This window comes from Ectothiorhodospira sp. BSL-9 (assembly GCF_001632845.1).
Lineage (GTDB): Bacteria > Pseudomonadota > Gammaproteobacteria > Ectothiorhodospirales > Ectothiorhodospiraceae > Ectothiorhodospira.
In genome coordinates, this window is the sequence record NZ_CP011994.1 from 624,760 (window position 1) to 641,522 (window position 16,763).

The following is a 16,763-nucleotide window of genomic DNA, read 5'->3' on the forward strand; positions in this document are numbered from 1 at the left end:
CTCAATCCGCGCACAACCGAAGGGCTCGCAACTGCGAGCTCTTCTTGCGTTGGTGGGACTGCATGCGCACCAGGATGTCGTTGAGGGTGTGCACCGCTTCAAGGATATAAGGCCCCTTGTTGAGCATGACACACTCGGCCCGTCCGGCCATGGCGGCATCGGTGAGTTCCGGACGGGAGATGGCCCCGCTCTTGGCCAGGGTCTCCAGCACCTGAGTGGCCCAGATCACCGGCACATGGGCCGCCTCGCACAGCCACAGGATCTCCTCCTGGATCTCCGCCAGCCGCTCGCCGCCGATCTCCACGGCCAGATCACCGCGAGCGATCATCACCCCCAGACGATGACGCCCCAGGGTGGCCAGGATGATCTCGGAGAGGTTTTCCAGGGCGCGGCGCGTCTCGATCTTGGCCACCACACCCAGACCGGTGCCACCACGGCGGGCCAGTTCATCCATAAGGGCCACCATGTCCTGGCGGCATTCCACGAACGAGTAACCCACCAGATCCGCGTGGGCGACCACGAAGTCCAGATCCTTGAGATCCTGCTCGCTGAGAGAGGGCAGGTTCAGCCGGGCGCCGGGGAAGTTGAGACCCTTGTCTGCCCGAAGGCGACTGCCCTGGGGACGGCAATGGGTGATGCGAACGGTCACGCCGCTCTCATCCACCGACTCCACCTGCCCGCCGATCTTGCCATCATCGATCCATACGGGCTGCCCCACCTCCAGCAACTGAAGTGCTTCCGGCGTGGAACAGGCGATGCGGGCGCAGCGTGTCACCTGGCCCCGGTCGTCCACCAGCGCCGGACGTCCCGGCACAGGATCACGGGTCAAATACAGCAGCGATCCCTTGTAAAGACGGATATTCACCGGCTCTCGCGCCAACCACCCCAGGCGCAGGGACTGGACGCGCATTCGCTGGCCGTTGGCATCCGGCCGTGTCAGGACGAACTCGGTCTCATCACTCACATAGGCCCCCTGGTTCAGGGTGGCCAGCCAGCCACCTCCCAGCAGGGGCTCCATCACTCTAAGCACCCGGGCCTTGCCACGGGTGTCGCAAAAACGCAGTTCATCCGCGGATTGAAGGCCATCCAGAGTGGCCTGGGGCAGCGAGAAGGCGTACTGACCCCGTGCCTGTACCGGATCCTGTCCCAAACCCTCTGGCAACAAGTGGACACGCGCGGGCTCGGTGACCCGGCCCAGGAGATTTCGCAGGGGTTTGATATGGGTGATGGCCGGCTTGAAGCCCAGCGGGCCGGTGCGCAACTTGTGGCCGGCCAGATCCATCAATACCGTGCAACGCCGCCCCAACTGCGCCTCAACGTCCCGAAGATGGCCGATCATGGCAGCCCAGGCCTGTGGATCGTCATGGGCGCAGTTGATGCGCGCGCAGTCCATCCCCTCCTCCATGAGCGCCCGCACCAGCTCGGGATTCACCGCCGCCGCGCTGGGCAGCGTGACCATGATGCGCACCTGACGGGGTCCGGAGGGGGCGCCAAAGAGTTGATCGGCATTATCCCTCAGGGTGGTCTCACCGGTGTCGTAGTCGATGGCGGGTTCGTCCTCCAGGCCGAGCACCTCACGACCCGTCAACTGCCCCAGCAAACCCGTCACCTGATTGATGCTGGCCAGCACATGGGCCTCGGTCCGCCCCAGGGACGACAGCCCCTGACGGGCCAGACCTCGCTGTATGGGGCGCAGATCCAGCGACCGGAAGGCCAGGTAATGGGCCAGATTCCGCGCGGAGAGGGGGATATCGCCGGGGTAGTCCCGGGAGAATCGGTCCAGGCGTCGATGCGCGCCCAGCAGCACCTCGGCGCGCAAGCTCAGCAACCCCTCCATCAACGCCTCCAGGGAGTCGGTGGGTGGCGTGACATCGCGACAAGGCGCGGGGCCGGTCTCATCGACCTCAAGGGGGGCAAAAGGTGTGTGAATGGTTTCGGAAGCAGGTTTTTGCATGGACGGGGACCACGTGGACCCGCCCCGCGAGGGGCGCGGATCGATTAGGGAATGAGACCCCATGGGATACCAGAACGGCATGACAAACGCGTGACAACACCTGCCCAGCCGGCCCAGGCCGCAGTCAAGAAAACGTCACAGTTCTGCCTTAGCATCGACAGGATCACATGAGCGCCTGATCCCGTCCCTTTCCACACCCGAGGAAGTCTGACCCATGAAATATGCACGCACCGCCCTGTTCACGGCCCTGGCTGCCACTCTTGTGGGGGCAGGCTGCCAAAGCACCCCATCCCATGATGCGACCACGATGGACGCCACCAGCGCCCAGCAGACCGCCCCCGAGGCCGCCTTCGCGAAACCCGGCTTCCGCGTGGAATTGGAGGATGGCCGGCTCTGGGTGCTCAAGCATGGCCAGGAGAAACCGGGCCGACCGGTGATCCTGATCGGTGCTGGCCCTCAGGGCATGACCCTGAAAGCCGTCGATCGCGAGACCGCTCTGGAATATGTGGCCGCCAAGCCCGACTTCGACGTCAGCGTTGAGGACGGGCGTCTGTGGGTGCTTCGGGAAGGTCAGGAGAAGCCACGCCCGCCCCGTGATGCTGATCGGTGCCGGTACCCCCTTATCGATGGGAAGGGGGCTTGATCAGGCTCTCTGCTGGAATACCGAACATCCGATGCAGATTCCAAACCATGGGAAGACTGAGTCCACGCTTGCCATTGAGGATTTCATAGACCCGATTTCTGCGACCAATAGCCGGTTCCAGGTCCTTGGCCGTCAAGCCACCCTGCTCCATGCGAAACTTGATGGCCTCAATGGGGTCAGGGAGATCCACGGGGTAATGCCTTGATTCGTAGGCCTCAATGAGGGTCATCAGAACCTCGAAACGATCGCCTTCCAAAGACCCCGGTTCGGGCTCGTTTTCAAAGTAGGCAGACACCTCTCTCAGAGCCGCCTTGTAGTCTGCTTCAGTGCGAATCGGACGAATATCCACGGGTCACTCCATCTCTATGGTTGCAGCATCCACCTTATCGTATTCCGCATGGGTACCGATGAACTTGACGTAAACCGCACCAAATCGGTAAGCCACCGCGACGATCAGCCGATAGTCGTTTCCCTTGATGTTGAACACCACGCGCTTGCCGCCGACCATGCTGGCATTCCGGTACTTGGCTTTGATCTCGTGCGCATCCTTCCAGTTCGCATGCTTCACTTCATCCACCCAAGCTTCCAGAGGCGCTTTTGCCTCAGGGCATCGCTCCCAGAAGTCACGCAGATTCTTGACAGCAATGATCCTCATTGCCGCCATCATATCCCATGATGGGATCAGGCGCGATGACATCCGGAATCGTTGCGCAAATGCAACACCTGTGGTGATTTCATCACAATTTCACGCTTTCTTCACGGTAGCTTAACCCTGCACCGCCATATTTCTCCCCGGTTCGACAGGCTTGGGACGGCCTTTCCTTTCATAGACTTGGGGAGTCATTCATATGCATCACAAGAAACTGATCGCGGCCATGGTCGCCGTGGGTATGTCCATGCCGGCCCTGGCCGTTGCCGACATGACGCTGTATGGGCGGGCCCATCTGTCTGCCGACATCCTGGATGACGGTGACAACTACAGCGAGTTCAACGTCTCCAGCAACTCCAGCCGCCTGGGCTTCAAGGGCGAGCGTCAGTTCGCCGATAACGTCACCGCCATCTTCCAGATCGAACAGCAGATCGATTTCGATGACTCCGGCACCGAATTCGCCACTCGCGACACCTTCGCCGGCCTGAAGGGCGACTGGGGCATGCTGCGCGTGGGCAAGTTCGACACCCCCTTCAAGCGCGCCCGGGGCCCGGCCAACTTCTTCGGTGATCAGGTGGGCGACATGCGCAACCTGACCCGCACCAATGACCATGGTCGTTTCGACGAGCGTTTCAGGAACAGCATCCATTACCGCACGCCTTCGCTGAACGGGCTGGTGTGGGATATCCAGTATTCGGCCGACAACTCCGGCCAGTCCACCGTCGAGGATGCCGAAAATCGCGCGGTGAGTACCTCCCTGGGCTTCCGTAATGGCCCCGTGAACGTGGTGGTGGCCTATGAAAATCAGAGTATCTATCGCGACGCCAACTCTGAATACGTTATCAATCAGAACACGGGAGACGTTGTCCTCAGATCAACGGGCGGCTTCGACTACAACGCCGAAGCCTGGCGCCTGGCCGGCTCCTACCAGATCACCCCGGAATTCCGCCTGGGCGCCCTGTACCAGGTGACCGAAAGCACCCGCGGTGTCGAGGATCAGGAAGGCAAGGTCTGGGGTTTCGGCGGCCAGTACAAGGCCAGCCCCAACGTCTACCTGAACGCCCACTGGTTCACCCTGGATTCCGACCTGGATGACAACGACGCCAACCTCTACGCCATCGGCCTGGAATATCGTCTGGACAGCGCCCTGCGTTTCTACGGCAACATTGCCGTCACCGATAACGACGACAATTCCAGCCTGACCTCCTGGAGCGCCGCCCGCACCGCCAGCCCCAGCGGCGCTGCGGGTGAGAAGGCCACCGCCTTCTCCCTGGGCATGCGTTACGACTTCTGATCACGGTCTGTGATCGGGGCAGGGACGCCCCCTCCTCTGCAAGCATGGCGATTTTGGCCCGGCCCTACCCGCCGGGCCTTTTTTATTGGAACTGCAACCGAACGATCACGACGGCTTCACCGACGTGAAAGATCATTCATTCAGCATGGGCGCTGAACCCTGGAAGAGCACCCCGGGTGGACGATTCAATGGGTGGTGACAGGGCGCCGCCCGCATGCCTTACCGGGCGGGAAAGCAGACGACATGCAAACAGCGATCCTCAACGACGGTCATCCCAATGCCATCCAGCCTTGATCCGACAGTCATGTCGGGCGGGGATAATCGGCGCAGATTCCAAACGGGACATCCTCATCATGGGTACCATCCACTGCCGCAGCATCTTCCTGTCCGACGTCCACCTGGGCACGCGTCAGTCCCGGGCCGATTACCTGCTGGATTTTCTCGAGTCCACCGAGTGCGAGTCCCTCTATCTGGTGGGTGATATCTTCGACCTGTGGAGCATGAGGCGCAGCGTTTACTGGAGTGCGGATCACAGCGCCGTGATCCAGAGCATTCTGGACAAGGCCCAGGCGGGTACGCGGGTGATCTATATCCCGGGCAACCATGACGAGGCCCTGCGGGCGTTCGTGGGCACGGTGTTCCAGGGGGTGAGCGTGCAGCGTCAGGCGGAGCATATGACCGCCGATGGGCGTCGCTTTCTGGTGAGTCACGGGGATGAGTTCGACACCCTGGTGAAGCACAACCGGCTGGCCAAGGCCCTGGGAGATGGGGCTTACAAGGTGCTGCTGCGCATCAACCAGGCCTATAACGCCTGGCGCATGCGCATGGGGCATCCCTACTGGTCGCTATCCGGCCATGTGAAAACACGCGTCGGCAAGGCCAGGGAGTATATCCGTCGATTCGAGGAAGCCGCTGCGGGACGGGCCTCGGAGCGGGCCTATGATGGGTATATCTGCGGCCATATCCACAAGGCAGGGATTGAGCGCATTGACGGGGTGCTGTACTGCAACGATGGTGACTGGGTGGAGCATTGCACGGCGCTGACGGAGGATTTTCAGGGTAATATCCGGCTGATGCACTGGTCGAATCACAGCCGCGAGGAGGCGCTGCACCCGGCGCCAGCCCTCACCCCTCTCCCGCAAGCAGGAGAGGGGTTGAAACCTGCCTTCCTTCAGTCCCGGGCGGGCTCGGGGCTGTAGGTCGGCCTCTGCTCTGCGCAAAACAGCGTCTGCCCCACGCGCTCGATATGGGCCTTCAGGTCGGCATGATCGATGTGCTCGTGCAGCGAGAGGTCGATCTTGTAGGGCAGCAGCAGGTCGTCAAGGTCCAGCTCCAGCTGATTGAAGGCCTGCCAATCCACGTCGCCCACGATGGTGAGGTCGATATCCGACCCAGGGCGATGGGTGCCCTTGGCGCGTGAGCCGTAAATGATGACCTCGCGCACCTGTGGATGACGCTCAAACACGTTGTACAGCTTTTCCAGATCATCTTCCGTCAGCCCAAATCGCCCCGCCGCCATGATCAATGGCCCCCGAGTTGGGACTTTTGGTCATGGGTCAATCAACTGCGCGTGTGCCTTGTTGAAGTTCGCAAACCGTTGCTGCCAGCGGATGTCCTGATCGTTCATCGTGCCTCCTTATCCAGGCCCTCCAAACTAGCAGAACCCGCCACCGGCGTCATTGTCAGCACTCGGCTACTGCGAGTCCCCCTCCGGCGCGTCACCCCGGGCGACTCGCTCCATCTCATCCAGGCTGATGTGCCGAACATCCTTGCCCTTGACCAGGTAGATCACGTATTCGCACATGTTGCGGGAATGATCGCCCACACGTTCCAGGGCGCGGATGGCCCAGACCACGTCCAGGGCCCGGGAGATGGTGCGCGGGTCTTCCATCATGAAGGTGATGTGCTGACGCATCACCGCCTCGTAGTCCCGATCCACATTGATGTCTTCCCGGGCCGTGGCCAGGGCGGCATCCACGTCCAGACGGGCAAAGGCATCCACGGCGTTGTGCACCAGCTGCGCCACCTTGTCACCCAGGGCCTTCACATCGGCATACTGGTTACGCGGCCGATCCTTCTCCGCCAGATGCAGCGCCATGCGGGCCACCTTTTCGGCCTGGTCGCCGATGCGCTCCAGGTCGGTGATGGTCTTGATGATGGCCAGGATAAAACGCAGGTCGCTGGCGGCGGGCTGATGCCGGGCCAGGATCTCGGAGCAATGCTCGTCGATGAGCACTTCCATGCTGTTCACCCGCACATCCTCCTGGATCACCTCGTCGGCCAGGGCGGTGTCTGCCGTGGCCAGGGCGTTGACGGCATTGGCCACCTGTTTCTCCACCAGCGTGCCCATACTGAGCACACGAAGACGCAGGGTCTCCAGCTCTTCATTGTATTTTTCCAGGTAGTGACCACCCAGACTGCTCTGATCCATCGCCGTGCACCTCTGTTGGGAATCTGTATCAAACGTCGCCTGCAAACCGGACATCACCCGTAGCGACCGGTGATATAGTCTTCCGTCGCCTTCTTGCGGGGGTTGGTGAACAGGGTCATGGTATCGCCATACTCCACCATCTCCCCCAGATACATATAGGCCGTGTAATCGGAGACACGGGCGGCCTGCTGCATGTTGTGGGTGACGATCAGAATGGTGTAATCCTTCTTGAGCTCGTAGATCAGCTCCTCGATCTTCGCCGTGGAGATGGGGTCCAGAGCCGAGGCCGGCTCATCCAGCAGGATCACCTCCGGCTCGATGGCAATGGCCCGGGCAATCACCAGGCGCTGCTGCTGACCGCCGGAGAGGCCGAAAGCGTTCTGGTTCAGGCGATCCTTCACTTCGTCCCAGAGGGCTGCCGAACGCAGCGACCGTTCCACCGCCTCTGCCAGCACCTGACGATTGTTGACGCCTTGCAGGCGAAGCCCGTAGGCCACATTCTCGAAGATGGACTTGGGGAATGGATTGGGCTTCTGAAACACCATGCCCACCCGGCGACGCAATTCGGCGACATCCACCTTGCGATCGTAGATATCCTTCCCTTCCAGGCGGATGGTCCCCTCAATACGGCAGGAGTCCACCAGGTCGTTCATGCGATTAAAGCACCGCAGCAGGGTGGACTTGCCACAACCGGAGGGGCCGATGAAGGCGGTGACCCGGTTGGCGGCCAGTTTGAAGGAAATGTTCTTGAGGGCCTGATCCTCGCCGTAGTAAAGGTTGAGTTTGTCCACTTCCAGCGCCATACGCTCATCGGAGAGCTTGAGGCGCTTGGCGTTCGGGTTCTCGAACAGGCTCGAGGCGATGCCGTGGCTCGAGGCCGGGGCACTGTTGTCAGTCTGTGTCATTGTGGCATCCATTGGAGTCACTCTTTCTGTATCTTGCCTGGGGCGGTGGATCAATCGGATTCACTGCGGTACTTCTCCCGCAGCCGGTTGCGGATGCTGATGGCCGTAAGGTTCAGCAACACAATCAGCACCACCAGGGTCATGGCCGTGGCATACACCAGCGGCTGGGCTGCCTCCACGTTGGGACTCTGGAAGCCCACGTCAAAGATGTGGAAGCCCAGGTGCATGATCTTGCGTTCCAGGTGGATGAAGGGGAAGTTCCCGTCGATGGGCAGGGTCGGGGCCAGCTTGACCACGCCCACCAGCATCAGCGGTGCCACCTCGCCCGCCGCTCGCGCAATGGCCAGGATCAGTCCGGTCATCATGGCCGGCGTGGCAAGAGGCACCACTACCTTCCACAGGGTTTCGGCCTTGGTGGCCCCCAGTGCCAGGCTACCCTGACGGATGGTGCTGGGGATACGCGCCAGCCCCTCCTCGGTGGCAACGATCACCACCGGCAGGGTCAGCAGTGCCAGGGTGAGCGAGGCCCACAGCAGACCCGGGGTTCCAAAGGTGGGTGATGGGAGTGCTTCCGGGAAGAACTGCTGGTCCACGGCCCCCCCCACGAAGTAGACGAAAAAGCCCAGACCGAACACCCCGAAGACGATGGACGGCACGCCTGCCAGGTTGTACACGGAGATGCGTATCGTTCGCAGCAACGGCCCCTGGCGGGCATATTCACGCAGGTAGATGGCTGCCAGCACCCCGAACGGCGACACAATGATGGACATGACGAACACCATGGTCACGGTGCCGAAGATGGCCGGCAGGATCCCACCTTCGGTGTTGGCCTCGCGGGGGTAACCGCTGATGAACTCCCAGAACTGCACCACATACAGCCCCGTCTTGGCGACCACGGACATGTCATTGGGCTGGATGGCGCGGATGATCTGGGCCAATGGCAGATCCACTTCCCGACCGTCCATGACCCGGGCCACCAGGGTGTCCCGGCGCACGTCCTGATAGAGTTCATCCAGGCGGTTTTGCAACACGCCATACTCTTCATTCAACTCCGCGCGACGGGCTTCCAGCTCCGCCATGGCCTCTTCCTGGGTGGCGCGATCAATGCGCCCCGCACGCCGATCCATTGCCAGGCGGCGTTCGTCCAGACGCACCCGCTCCATGCGCTGGTTGACCCGGCCGATCTCCCGGCGCTCGATACGGCGGATCTCGTCGAAGATGTCATTGGCGCGACCGATCCGCTGCTGGAGCTCCGGCCAGAGGTTCTCGCCCTCGGCCACCGTACGTCCCGCCTCCTTCACGCGCACAGGATAGCCGTAGAAGTCCCCCCATTCGCGTCGTTCCAGGCGCATGGCCTCCTTGGGAAAACGCCATTCCTCCATACCCGTTTCCGGATACCAGACAAAGTCGCGGCCCCAGACGTCCCGGTTGCCCTGCTTGATCAGGTGGCGCGTGACCAGGTTGATGTCGGCCGGGATGTTCACGCCCGCGTCCCGCATCACCTCGGCGGGCAGGGTCTGGGATCGGGACAGTTCGCCCATCACCTGGACCTGGCTGCCGTCGGGCTGGGTGACGGTGGTCTCCAGGATTGGCGTGGGCCAGAAATGTGAGAAGCCACGCACCAGGATCAGCGACAGCAACCCCACCACCATGATCATGCTGATGGCGATGGCGCCGGCATTGAGCCACACCCAGGGTGAACCGCTTTTAAACCATTGCTTGAGTGTCATCGTTGAAGATTCCGGGCCTACAGGTTGCTGTAACGCTGGCGCAGACGCTGGCGCACGATCTCGGCGGCGGTATTGAGCACGAAGGTGAGCACCAGCAGCACCAGGGCCGAGAGGAACAGGATGCGGTAATGGGTGCTGCCCACCGCCGTCTCGGTGAGTTCCACGGCGATATTGGCCGACAGGGTGCGCATGCCCTCAAAGATGTTGAAGTTGATGACCGGGGTGTTGCCCGTGGCCATGAGCACGATCATGGTTTCCCCCACGGCGCGTCCGAAGCCCATCATCACGGCGGCGAAGATGCCGGGGCTGGCGGTGGGCAGCACCACGCCGACCACCGTTTGCCAGGCCGTGGCTCCCAGAGCCAGCGATCCCTGTGTAAGGTGCCTGGGCACCGTGTAGACCGCATCCTCGGCGATGGAAAAGATGGTGGGGATCACCGCAAAGCCCATGGCAATGCCCACCACCAGGGCGTTGCGCTGGTCATACGTTATGCCCACGTCCGTGAGCCACTGGCGGGTGCTGCCATCGAAGAACCACACTTCCACCATGGGGCTCAACAGCACGCACACCCACGCCATGATCAGGATGGCGGGCACCAGGATGAGCATTTCCATGCCTGCCGGGATACGCATGCGAATCGATTCAGGCATGCGTGTCCATGCAAACCCCACCACCAGCATGAGCAGCGGCAGCAGGATGAAGATACTGAACACTGCCGGCAGGTGAGATTCGATGAAGGGCGCCAGCCACAGACCCGCGAGAAAGCCGAGGATCACCGTGGGCATGGCTTCCATCACCTCCACAGTGGGCTTGACGAGGCCCCGCAGGTGACGCTGCATGAAGTAGGCGGTGTAGATGGCCCCCATGATGGCCAGCGGCGTGGCAAACAGCATGGCGTAGAACGCCGCCTTGATGGTGCCCAGCGTGACCGGCACCAGGCTGAACTTGGGCTCGAAATCGTCCGTGGCGCCGGAGGACTGCCAGGTGTAGGTGGGCTCGTTGCGCCCTTCGTACCACACCTTGCCCCACAAGGCGCTCAGGGAGACCTCCGGATGCGGATTGCGCAGGCTCATGGGCATGATCCGTCCATCCGGATCCAGCACCAGCATGGCTCGGTTGACCGGTGACAGCCCGATGGCCTGAATGGGCCCGTCCAGGACGGTTTCCTGCATGAGGGTGCGATTGGAGGTGGCGAAGTGGATGCTCAGTCCACCGGCGGCATCCCCCACCACGAAGCCCTTGCGAGCCAGTTCCGGCGAGATGCTGGCAATGGGCGCCGGTTGCGACTCGAAACTGCGCACATGCATGAGACGGCGAACGTTGTCCTCATCCCGCGCCAGGAACCACTGGGACAGTGACCCGTCGGTACCGCCGACGATGATGGACTGTGTACCCACCAGGAACTCCATGGCGGTCACATCATGATCCTCACCCACCACGCGCACGGTCTCCACCAACCGGGCGTTGCGCGGGTTGGAGACATCGTAATAGTGGATCTGGGATTCATTGTCGGCCACGAACACGGCGCGATGATCCGCATCCACCAGCACCCGTCGGGTCACACCGGGAGGCGAAGGCAGTTCATAGGCGCTGTGCTCGATTTCGGTCTCGCCCGTGAACAGATTGGTGGAGGTGCGGTACAGGCTGAAGACCAGTCGGTTATCAGCAGTGAGACCAGCAATGGCAAATCCGCGACTCCCCTCCTGGATGCCCACCTGGATCAGGGGCTCCCCTTGCGGGTCCATGACCACCGGCTCTTCACCCAGTGGGAAGGTGAGCTTGGGCTCGATGTATCTCACACCGTCCGGATAAGTCAGATCGTACTCGTGCCGGGCCACCACGGCCGTGCCGTCGGACAACCCGTAGGCCACCAGGCGCTGGCGCGCCTCGGCAGCGGCAAAACTGGTGATGCTCGCTTCTGATGGAATGGGCAAGTCCACGGCGTTGCGGACCTGGCCATTGGGCGTCTCGAAAAAGGTGGCCACCCCATCATCCGAGAACCGCACCCCCAGTTCCTGGTAGCGCTCCAGGGCCAGAAACAGGGTTTGCGCGGCGGGTTCGCCAGGGATCTGGTAGCTCTCATGAGGCGTGACATCCGCCGGCATGAGCATGGGCACGACTTCATAGAAGAGATAGACGAAGATCAGTCCCAGGGCGACCACGACCCCGATGCCGCCGGCGCCCACGCCATAGCGGGAGACGCCATCCTTGAAATAGCGCCATTTCCTGAGCCGGGCGCGTTTGACGCCACTGGGCAGAAGGGCCGCATCCCGGGGGCTTTCGCCCCCCCTACCAATGGCCGGGTTGGTTGTGCTCATGGTGCTCGTCGTCTTGATGAAGGGAAAGACGGGGTGACGCCCCTTCGGGCTCCACCGTATCGGCGCTCACGCTAACCCACGAACGTGACAGTTTCGTGACGGCGTCATGAAGCGCAGAGATTGAAAAGACCAAGGCCCCGCGAGAGGCGGGGCCTTGGCCAGGGCGGCGGACCTGCCATGCCCGCCCTGCCCCACTTTAGTCGAGACCCAACTCGGCGCGCATGCGGCTCGCCACAGACTCGGGCAGCGGCACGAAGCCATCACGCGCGGTCACTTCCTGACCCTGCCTGGACAGCACCATTCTCAGGAACTCGCGCTCCAGCGGGGGCAGACCATCGTTGGGATGGGCATTCACATACAGCATCAGGGAGCGGGCCAGCGGGTAGTCGCCAGCCAGGGCATTTTCCGCAGTGGGCTCAAACAGCTGACCGTCTTCAGCACCCAGCTTGATGGCCCGAACGCCTGCAGTCTGGTAGCCGATACCGGAGTAACCCACGGCATTGACGGACTCGGTGACGCCCTGTACCACGGAAGCCGAACCCGGCTGCTCGTTCACGTCGTCACTGAAATCACCGCCGCACAAGGCATGCTGCCGGAAATAGCCATAGGTGCCGGACACAGCGTTGCGACCGAACAGGGCCACATCACGGTTTTCCCAGCCACCGGTCAGACCCAACTGACCCCAGCGGGTGACACGCTCATCCGCGCCACAACGGCGGGTTTCCGAGAACACGGAGTCCACCTGGGGAAGGCTCATGCCTTCGATGGGGTTGTCCTTGTTCACGAAGACAGCCAGCAGGTCGATGCCCACGGCCACCTCAGTGGGCGGATAACCATGACGCTCCTCGAAGGACTGCTTCTCGGAGGAGCGCATGGCGCGGCTCATGGGGCCGAAGTTGGCGGTGCCCTCGGTGATGGCCGGCGGCGCGGTGCCGGAGCCAGCGCCCTGGATCTGGATGTTGACGTTGGGGTAGAAGCGGTTGAACTCCTCGGCCCACAGGGTCATGAGGTTGTTCAGGGTGTCGGAACCGATGGAGGACAGGTTGCCGGAGATGCCCGAGACGCGCTCGTAGGTGGGCAGGTTCGGATCAACTTCGCTGGACTGGACGGGACCGGCCATCACCAGCGCGGCGGATACGCCGGCGGCGACAAAGGCTTTCTTGAGGTGCTTCATGACATTCCTCTTCTCGCGGGATGGATGGCAAGCCGGCCCCCACCCATGGCAAGCCAGGGCAGAAACCGGTTTTGACGAGAGAGAGTATGGGAAGCGCCGGTGTCTTCTTTGTGACGTAAAGATGACGATTTGATGACAGCGTTAGAACCCCTGCGCATTCAGAAACGCCAGCACATCCTCCAGCACCGGGTTCCGGATGCGATCCTCCTCCATGAGCAGCTCATGGCGGGCACCGGGATAACGGATCAGGGTGCAATGGGTCAGCCGATCGCAAAAGGCGGGGTGGCGGTCGGCGACCACGAGCCGGTCGGCGGGGGCGGAAAGCACAAGGACCGGCTGCTGGATGGCTTCGGCGGCCTTGCGCTTGATGTGACGCCGGGAGCCGAAGGCCTGGTGCAGCCATCCCCAGGTGACGCCGCCGAGCACCAGTTCCGGTTGGTCCCGGAAGTGGTCGTGGTGAACCGACCAGCGTGCCAGACTGCCCGTCACCGGGTTGCCCGCAAACCGATGCCTGTCCGGATGTAAGGTCCCTGGCCCAGAGCGTAGTGCTCACCCAGCCCAGAGACCTTGAACAGAGACTGACTTCGTTTACGTCGCCGACCGGCAACTGGCAGGCGAAATAGCGTGCTGCAGCGCGGCTGCGCGCCGTTTTTGGCGGTGCTTGCCTGTGATTGTCATGTGCTACTTTTGGGAATGTATCTAACATTCACCAAGCCCTCGAAGTCCCTGTCTTGAGTCCAGACTAAAGCAGAAAACTTCTGGGCAGTGGCGAAGATAATGCTATCGGCCAGCGGCAATTTATGGACAACACCAAATTTTGCGGCATCCTTAGCAAGCTCCGAACTCAGAGGAATCACCTTGCCCTGCTCCATATGAGCAGTGACAATCAGGGCAGCCTCTTCCCCTCGTTGACGCAATACGTTCTTGAAAACCTCAGTGATTGTGATGCTTGGCACCAGTAACTCTGGTAACGTTTCAATGGGTTCCGCAAATACCGCAGAATTGCCATCATTGGCGAAATACGACAACCAAGCTGACGAATCCACGACGTTCACAGCCGGTCTTCTTCTCTGAGAACGGTGGTATCAATTCCTTCCAGAAAGCCTCTCATCGCCTTCATGGGCTTGAGGGGAATCACCTCGATTCTCCCCTGATATGATGTAATCTGGACTTTCTGGCCAGATACAATCCCCATGGATTCACGAATTTCTTTAGGAATAACAATCTGATACTTGGGAGAAACGGTTACTGAAGTCATGACGCCACCTATCGATGAGTAGCCGGTATTACGATAGCTCTATCGACTCGAACGATCAAGGCACATAAACCAGCGGGCAATAGTGACGTGACGAAGCGCCGCTTTTGCGTGTCTGCGTCCATGGCGTTGTTGGATATCCCCCCTTCCTCCGCTCTGCCAGCAACTCATTCAACCTTCCCCGCTCATGCTCATGTTTTGAAAGGACCGGCCCATCACGACCGTTCATCCCGGCCAGGTCAACGCGTGTCGGATAAGCCCCCCCAGCCACCATCCCGTTGATGGGGCTCAACCTGCGGCGGCGCCCTCCTGCTTACCCGAGTTTTTCACCAGGTCACGTAGTGACTGGCTGGCAAGAACTCCCTCCAGGGCCTGTTCCATATCCCGACAGACCTGGGCCACCTGGTCATCCTCATTGGGGCCCTGGTCGCCGGGCAGGGAATTACCATACCCCCGTACAGCATCCAGGATATCCTTGAGGGCGATTTGCCCCAGGTCCCGGCCCGGTAGGTAGCGGGTGGGATACTTGGATGTGGCAACAACCAGGCCGGCCCTCTCCAGGGCCTGCAACACGCGATCCAGTGCCTCTTCGGGCAACCCCACGCGGCGCGCCAGATCTTCGCGGGGCATGGGCTCCCCACCCTCGTAGAAGCGCATCCCCAGGATCTGCATCAGGCGCAGCGCCAGGCGCTCCTGCAGGTTGCCCGAAAGACTGGCCGTTGCGCCTTCGGTGATCAGCAGGTAGGTGGGGTTCTGCAGATAGAAGGACACCTGAGAACCCACCAGCAGGATCAGCCAGTTCAGATACAGCCAGAACAGCAGCATGATCATGATGGCAAAGCCTGAATAGATGGCATCGTAGCGGGTGGAACCCGCCATCATGGACGCAAATCCCCAGCCCACACTCTGCCAGAGGATCGCGGCCAGCAGTGCTCCCAGCAGGGCTGGCAGCGGCCGCACCCGCGTATTGGGCACGAACACATAGATGAAGGTGAAGGCCAGGGTGATCAGGAAATACGGCACCAGCTTCGACAACACTTCCAGAGGCTTGCCGACGACCCCGTATTCCATGGCCTGCTGCACAACGTCCGTCGCCATCACCGTGCCGGTGATGCCCAGTGCCGAGAAGATCAGCACAGGACCTACCAGGATCACGCTCAGGTAGCTGGAAAACTTCTGCACGAAGTTGCGCGGCGTGTCCACGTGCCAGATGTAGTTGAAGGCCGCTTCCACCTTCTGGATCAGCCCCACCACCGTGAAGAACAGGAACACCAGGCCCACAAACCCCAGCACGCCCACGCGCATGTTCTCCACGAACTCCACGATGTTGGCGACGACCTCCTCACCCTGCTCCCCCAGGGGATCGAGCAGGGTGAGCAGAAAGGGCTCCACCGCATTGTGGGCGCCAAAGGCCTTGAGCACGGAAAACGACAGGGCCAGCAACGGCACCATGGACAGCAAACTGGTGTACACCAGACTCATGGCATGCAGATTCAACTGCCCACCGGACACCTCCCGACCGATGCCCATCATGGCCCGCACGGCGCTCACCGACCAAGCCTGGGAGCGGGGCATCTGCCGGATATCGCCCCGCTCCACCATGCGCTTGATCTGCAAAGACTGTTCCTTGATCTTCATGGAGCGGTATCTTTTCGGTGAGTGATGCTGTCAGGATACAAGCCTGGACACGATGGAACCACCAAGGCCTGGCCCCACTAGCCACCCATCACAAGCCGCCTCTAAAATACCGGCCTTCACAACCCCAGGAGGATCCTGCCATGACCATCCAGATCGGTGATCAGCTTCCCGAGGTCACGCTGCGGATCATGACCCCCGCGGGAGACCAGCCCGTGGCCACATCCGAGCTATTCACCGGCTTCAAGGTGGCCATGTTCGCCGTCCCCGGCGCCTTCACCCCCTCATGCTCCGGCATTCACCTGCCCGGTTTCATGGCTCGCCATGAAAAACTCAAGGCGGCGGGAATCGAGCGGGTGCTGTGCCTGGCGGTGAATGACATCTTCGTCATGAATGCCTGGGGGGAAATCCATGAGGTGGAAGACCGTATTCTCATGGTGGCCGACGGCAACGCCGACTTCACCCGGGCCGTCGGCCTGGACGTGGATGCCAGCGGCAGCGGCATGGGCATCCGCTCCCGGCGCTATGCCATGATCGTGGACAACGGCGAGGTGCAGTGGCTCGGTGTGGACAAGCCTCGGCAGGTGGAGGAAAGCTCCGCCGATGCGGTGCTCAGAGCCCTGGGTGCAAACGGCGGGTCCTGAGGGCTCCAGCCACCGATAGCCACCGATAGCCACCGATAGCCACCGATAGCCACCGATAGCCACCGATAGCCACCGATAGCCACCAACGCTGACCCACCTCAGCGGGGCCAGGTTCCTGGAGGCGGGTGTTC

Annotated in this window: 17 protein-coding genes; 4 read left to right on the plus strand and 13 right to left on the minus strand. The window is 61.6% G+C overall.

Features of this window, described 5'->3' with window-relative positions:
• Position 1: 1 nt before the first annotated feature.
• A complete protein-coding gene (locus tag ECTOBSL9_RS03155; RefSeq protein WP_082829706.1) occupies positions 2 to 1,954 on the minus strand; it encodes a pyruvate kinase in 1,953 nt (650 codons plus the stop codon).
• Between the two features lie 214 nt (positions 1,955 to 2,168).
• Here ECTOBSL9_RS03155 and ECTOBSL9_RS03160 point away from each other — a divergent pair, with 214 nt between their 5' ends.
• Positions 2,169 to 2,597 carry a hypothetical protein gene (locus ECTOBSL9_RS03160; protein ID WP_063463842.1) on the plus strand — a complete coding sequence of 143 codons (429 nt, stop codon included), beginning with the start codon at positions 2,169 to 2,171 and terminating at the stop codon, positions 2,595 to 2,597.
• Here the strand turns inward: ECTOBSL9_RS03160 and ECTOBSL9_RS03165 are convergent.
• A complete protein-coding gene (locus ECTOBSL9_RS03165) occupies positions 2,575 to 2,946 on the minus strand; it encodes a type II toxin-antitoxin system HigA family antitoxin (protein ID WP_063463843.1) in 372 nt (123 codons plus the stop codon). The two genes, ECTOBSL9_RS03160 and ECTOBSL9_RS03165, sit on opposite strands and share 23 nt — an antisense overlap.
• A gap of 3 nt (positions 2,947 to 2,949) precedes the next feature.
• Positions 2,950 to 3,294, minus strand: coding sequence for a type II toxin-antitoxin system HigB family toxin (locus tag ECTOBSL9_RS03170; protein WP_240481038.1), 345 nt, complete (start codon positions 3,292 to 3,294; stop codon positions 2,950 to 2,952).
• Between the two features lie 151 nt (positions 3,295 to 3,445).
• Here ECTOBSL9_RS03170 and ECTOBSL9_RS03175 point away from each other — a divergent pair, with 151 nt between their 5' ends.
• Both ECTOBSL9_RS03175 and ECTOBSL9_RS03180 read left to right on the plus strand, forming a co-directional pair.
• Positions 3,446 to 4,540 (plus strand): porin, encoded by a 1,095-nt coding sequence (locus ECTOBSL9_RS03175; RefSeq protein WP_063463845.1) that lies wholly within the window; start codon positions 3,446 to 3,448, stop codon positions 4,538 to 4,540.
• Positions 4,541 to 4,893: 353 nt separating this feature from the next.
• Positions 4,894 to 5,739 carry a UDP-2,3-diacylglucosamine diphosphatase gene (locus ECTOBSL9_RS03180; RefSeq protein WP_063463846.1) on the plus strand — a complete coding sequence of 282 codons (846 nt, stop codon included), beginning with the start codon at positions 4,894 to 4,896 and terminating at the stop codon, positions 5,737 to 5,739.
• On the opposite strand, the gene ECTOBSL9_RS03185 is transcribed toward ECTOBSL9_RS03180, so the two are convergent.
• The 10 genes from ECTOBSL9_RS03185 to ECTOBSL9_RS03230 form a co-directional block, all read right to left on the minus strand.
• Positions 5,712 to 6,059, minus strand: a complete 348-nt coding sequence (locus tag ECTOBSL9_RS03185; RefSeq protein WP_063465974.1) for a nucleotidyltransferase domain-containing protein — start codon at positions 6,057 to 6,059, stop codon at positions 5,712 to 5,714. The two genes, ECTOBSL9_RS03180 and ECTOBSL9_RS03185, sit on opposite strands and share 28 nt — an antisense overlap.
• A gap of 174 nt (positions 6,060 to 6,233) precedes the next feature.
• On the minus strand, positions 6,234 to 6,971 hold the full coding sequence (phoU, locus tag ECTOBSL9_RS03190) for a phosphate signaling complex protein PhoU (protein ID WP_063463847.1): 738 nt from the start codon (positions 6,969 to 6,971) through the stop codon (positions 6,234 to 6,236).
• Positions 6,972 to 7,024: 53 nt separating this feature from the next.
• Positions 7,025 to 7,888, minus strand: a complete 864-nt coding sequence (gene pstB / locus ECTOBSL9_RS03195; RefSeq protein WP_063463848.1) for a phosphate ABC transporter ATP-binding protein PstB — start codon at positions 7,886 to 7,888, stop codon at positions 7,025 to 7,027.
• A 38-nt stretch (positions 7,889 to 7,926) separates the two neighbouring features.
• A complete protein-coding gene (gene pstA, locus ECTOBSL9_RS03200; RefSeq protein ID WP_063463849.1) occupies positions 7,927 to 9,606 on the minus strand; it encodes a phosphate ABC transporter permease PstA in 1,680 nt (559 codons plus the stop codon).
• 17 nt (positions 9,607 to 9,623) lie between these two features.
• The gene (locus tag ECTOBSL9_RS03205) at positions 9,624 to 11,924 is read right to left on the minus strand and encodes an ABC transporter permease subunit (RefSeq protein WP_082829707.1); all 2,301 of its coding nucleotides are present in this window, start codon (positions 11,922 to 11,924) and stop codon (positions 9,624 to 9,626) included.
• A 196-nt stretch (positions 11,925 to 12,120) separates the two neighbouring features.
• Entirely contained in the window at positions 12,121 to 13,098 is a 978-nt protein-coding gene (locus ECTOBSL9_RS03210) for a PstS family phosphate ABC transporter substrate-binding protein (RefSeq protein ID WP_063463850.1), read from the minus strand.
• Between the two features lie 141 nt (positions 13,099 to 13,239).
• Entirely contained in the window at positions 13,240 to 13,587 is a 348-nt protein-coding gene (locus tag ECTOBSL9_RS03215) for an alpha/beta hydrolase (protein ID WP_063463851.1), read from the minus strand.
• A gap of 185 nt (positions 13,588 to 13,772) precedes the next feature.
• Positions 13,773 to 14,153, minus strand: a complete 381-nt coding sequence (locus ECTOBSL9_RS03220; protein ID WP_063463852.1) for a type II toxin-antitoxin system VapC family toxin — start codon at positions 14,151 to 14,153, stop codon at positions 13,773 to 13,775.
• Positions 14,150 to 14,356: an AbrB/MazE/SpoVT family DNA-binding domain-containing protein gene (locus ECTOBSL9_RS03225; RefSeq protein WP_063463853.1), complete on the minus strand. Its 207-nt coding sequence runs from the start codon at positions 14,354 to 14,356 to the stop codon at positions 14,150 to 14,152. Before ECTOBSL9_RS03225 ends, ECTOBSL9_RS03220 begins: the two co-directional genes overlap by 4 nt.
• Positions 14,357 to 14,641: 285 nt before the next feature.
• Complete coding sequence (locus ECTOBSL9_RS03230; RefSeq protein ID WP_063463854.1) at positions 14,642 to 15,991, minus strand: YhjD/YihY/BrkB family envelope integrity protein; 1,350 nt, start codon at positions 15,989 to 15,991, stop codon at positions 14,642 to 14,644.
• 140 nt (positions 15,992 to 16,131) lie between these two features.
• On the opposite strand from ECTOBSL9_RS03230, the gene ECTOBSL9_RS03235 reads away from it, so the two are divergent.
• Entirely contained in the window at positions 16,132 to 16,632 is a 501-nt protein-coding gene (locus tag ECTOBSL9_RS03235) for a peroxiredoxin (RefSeq protein WP_063463855.1), read from the plus strand.
• Positions 16,633 to 16,763 lie beyond the last annotated feature (131 nt).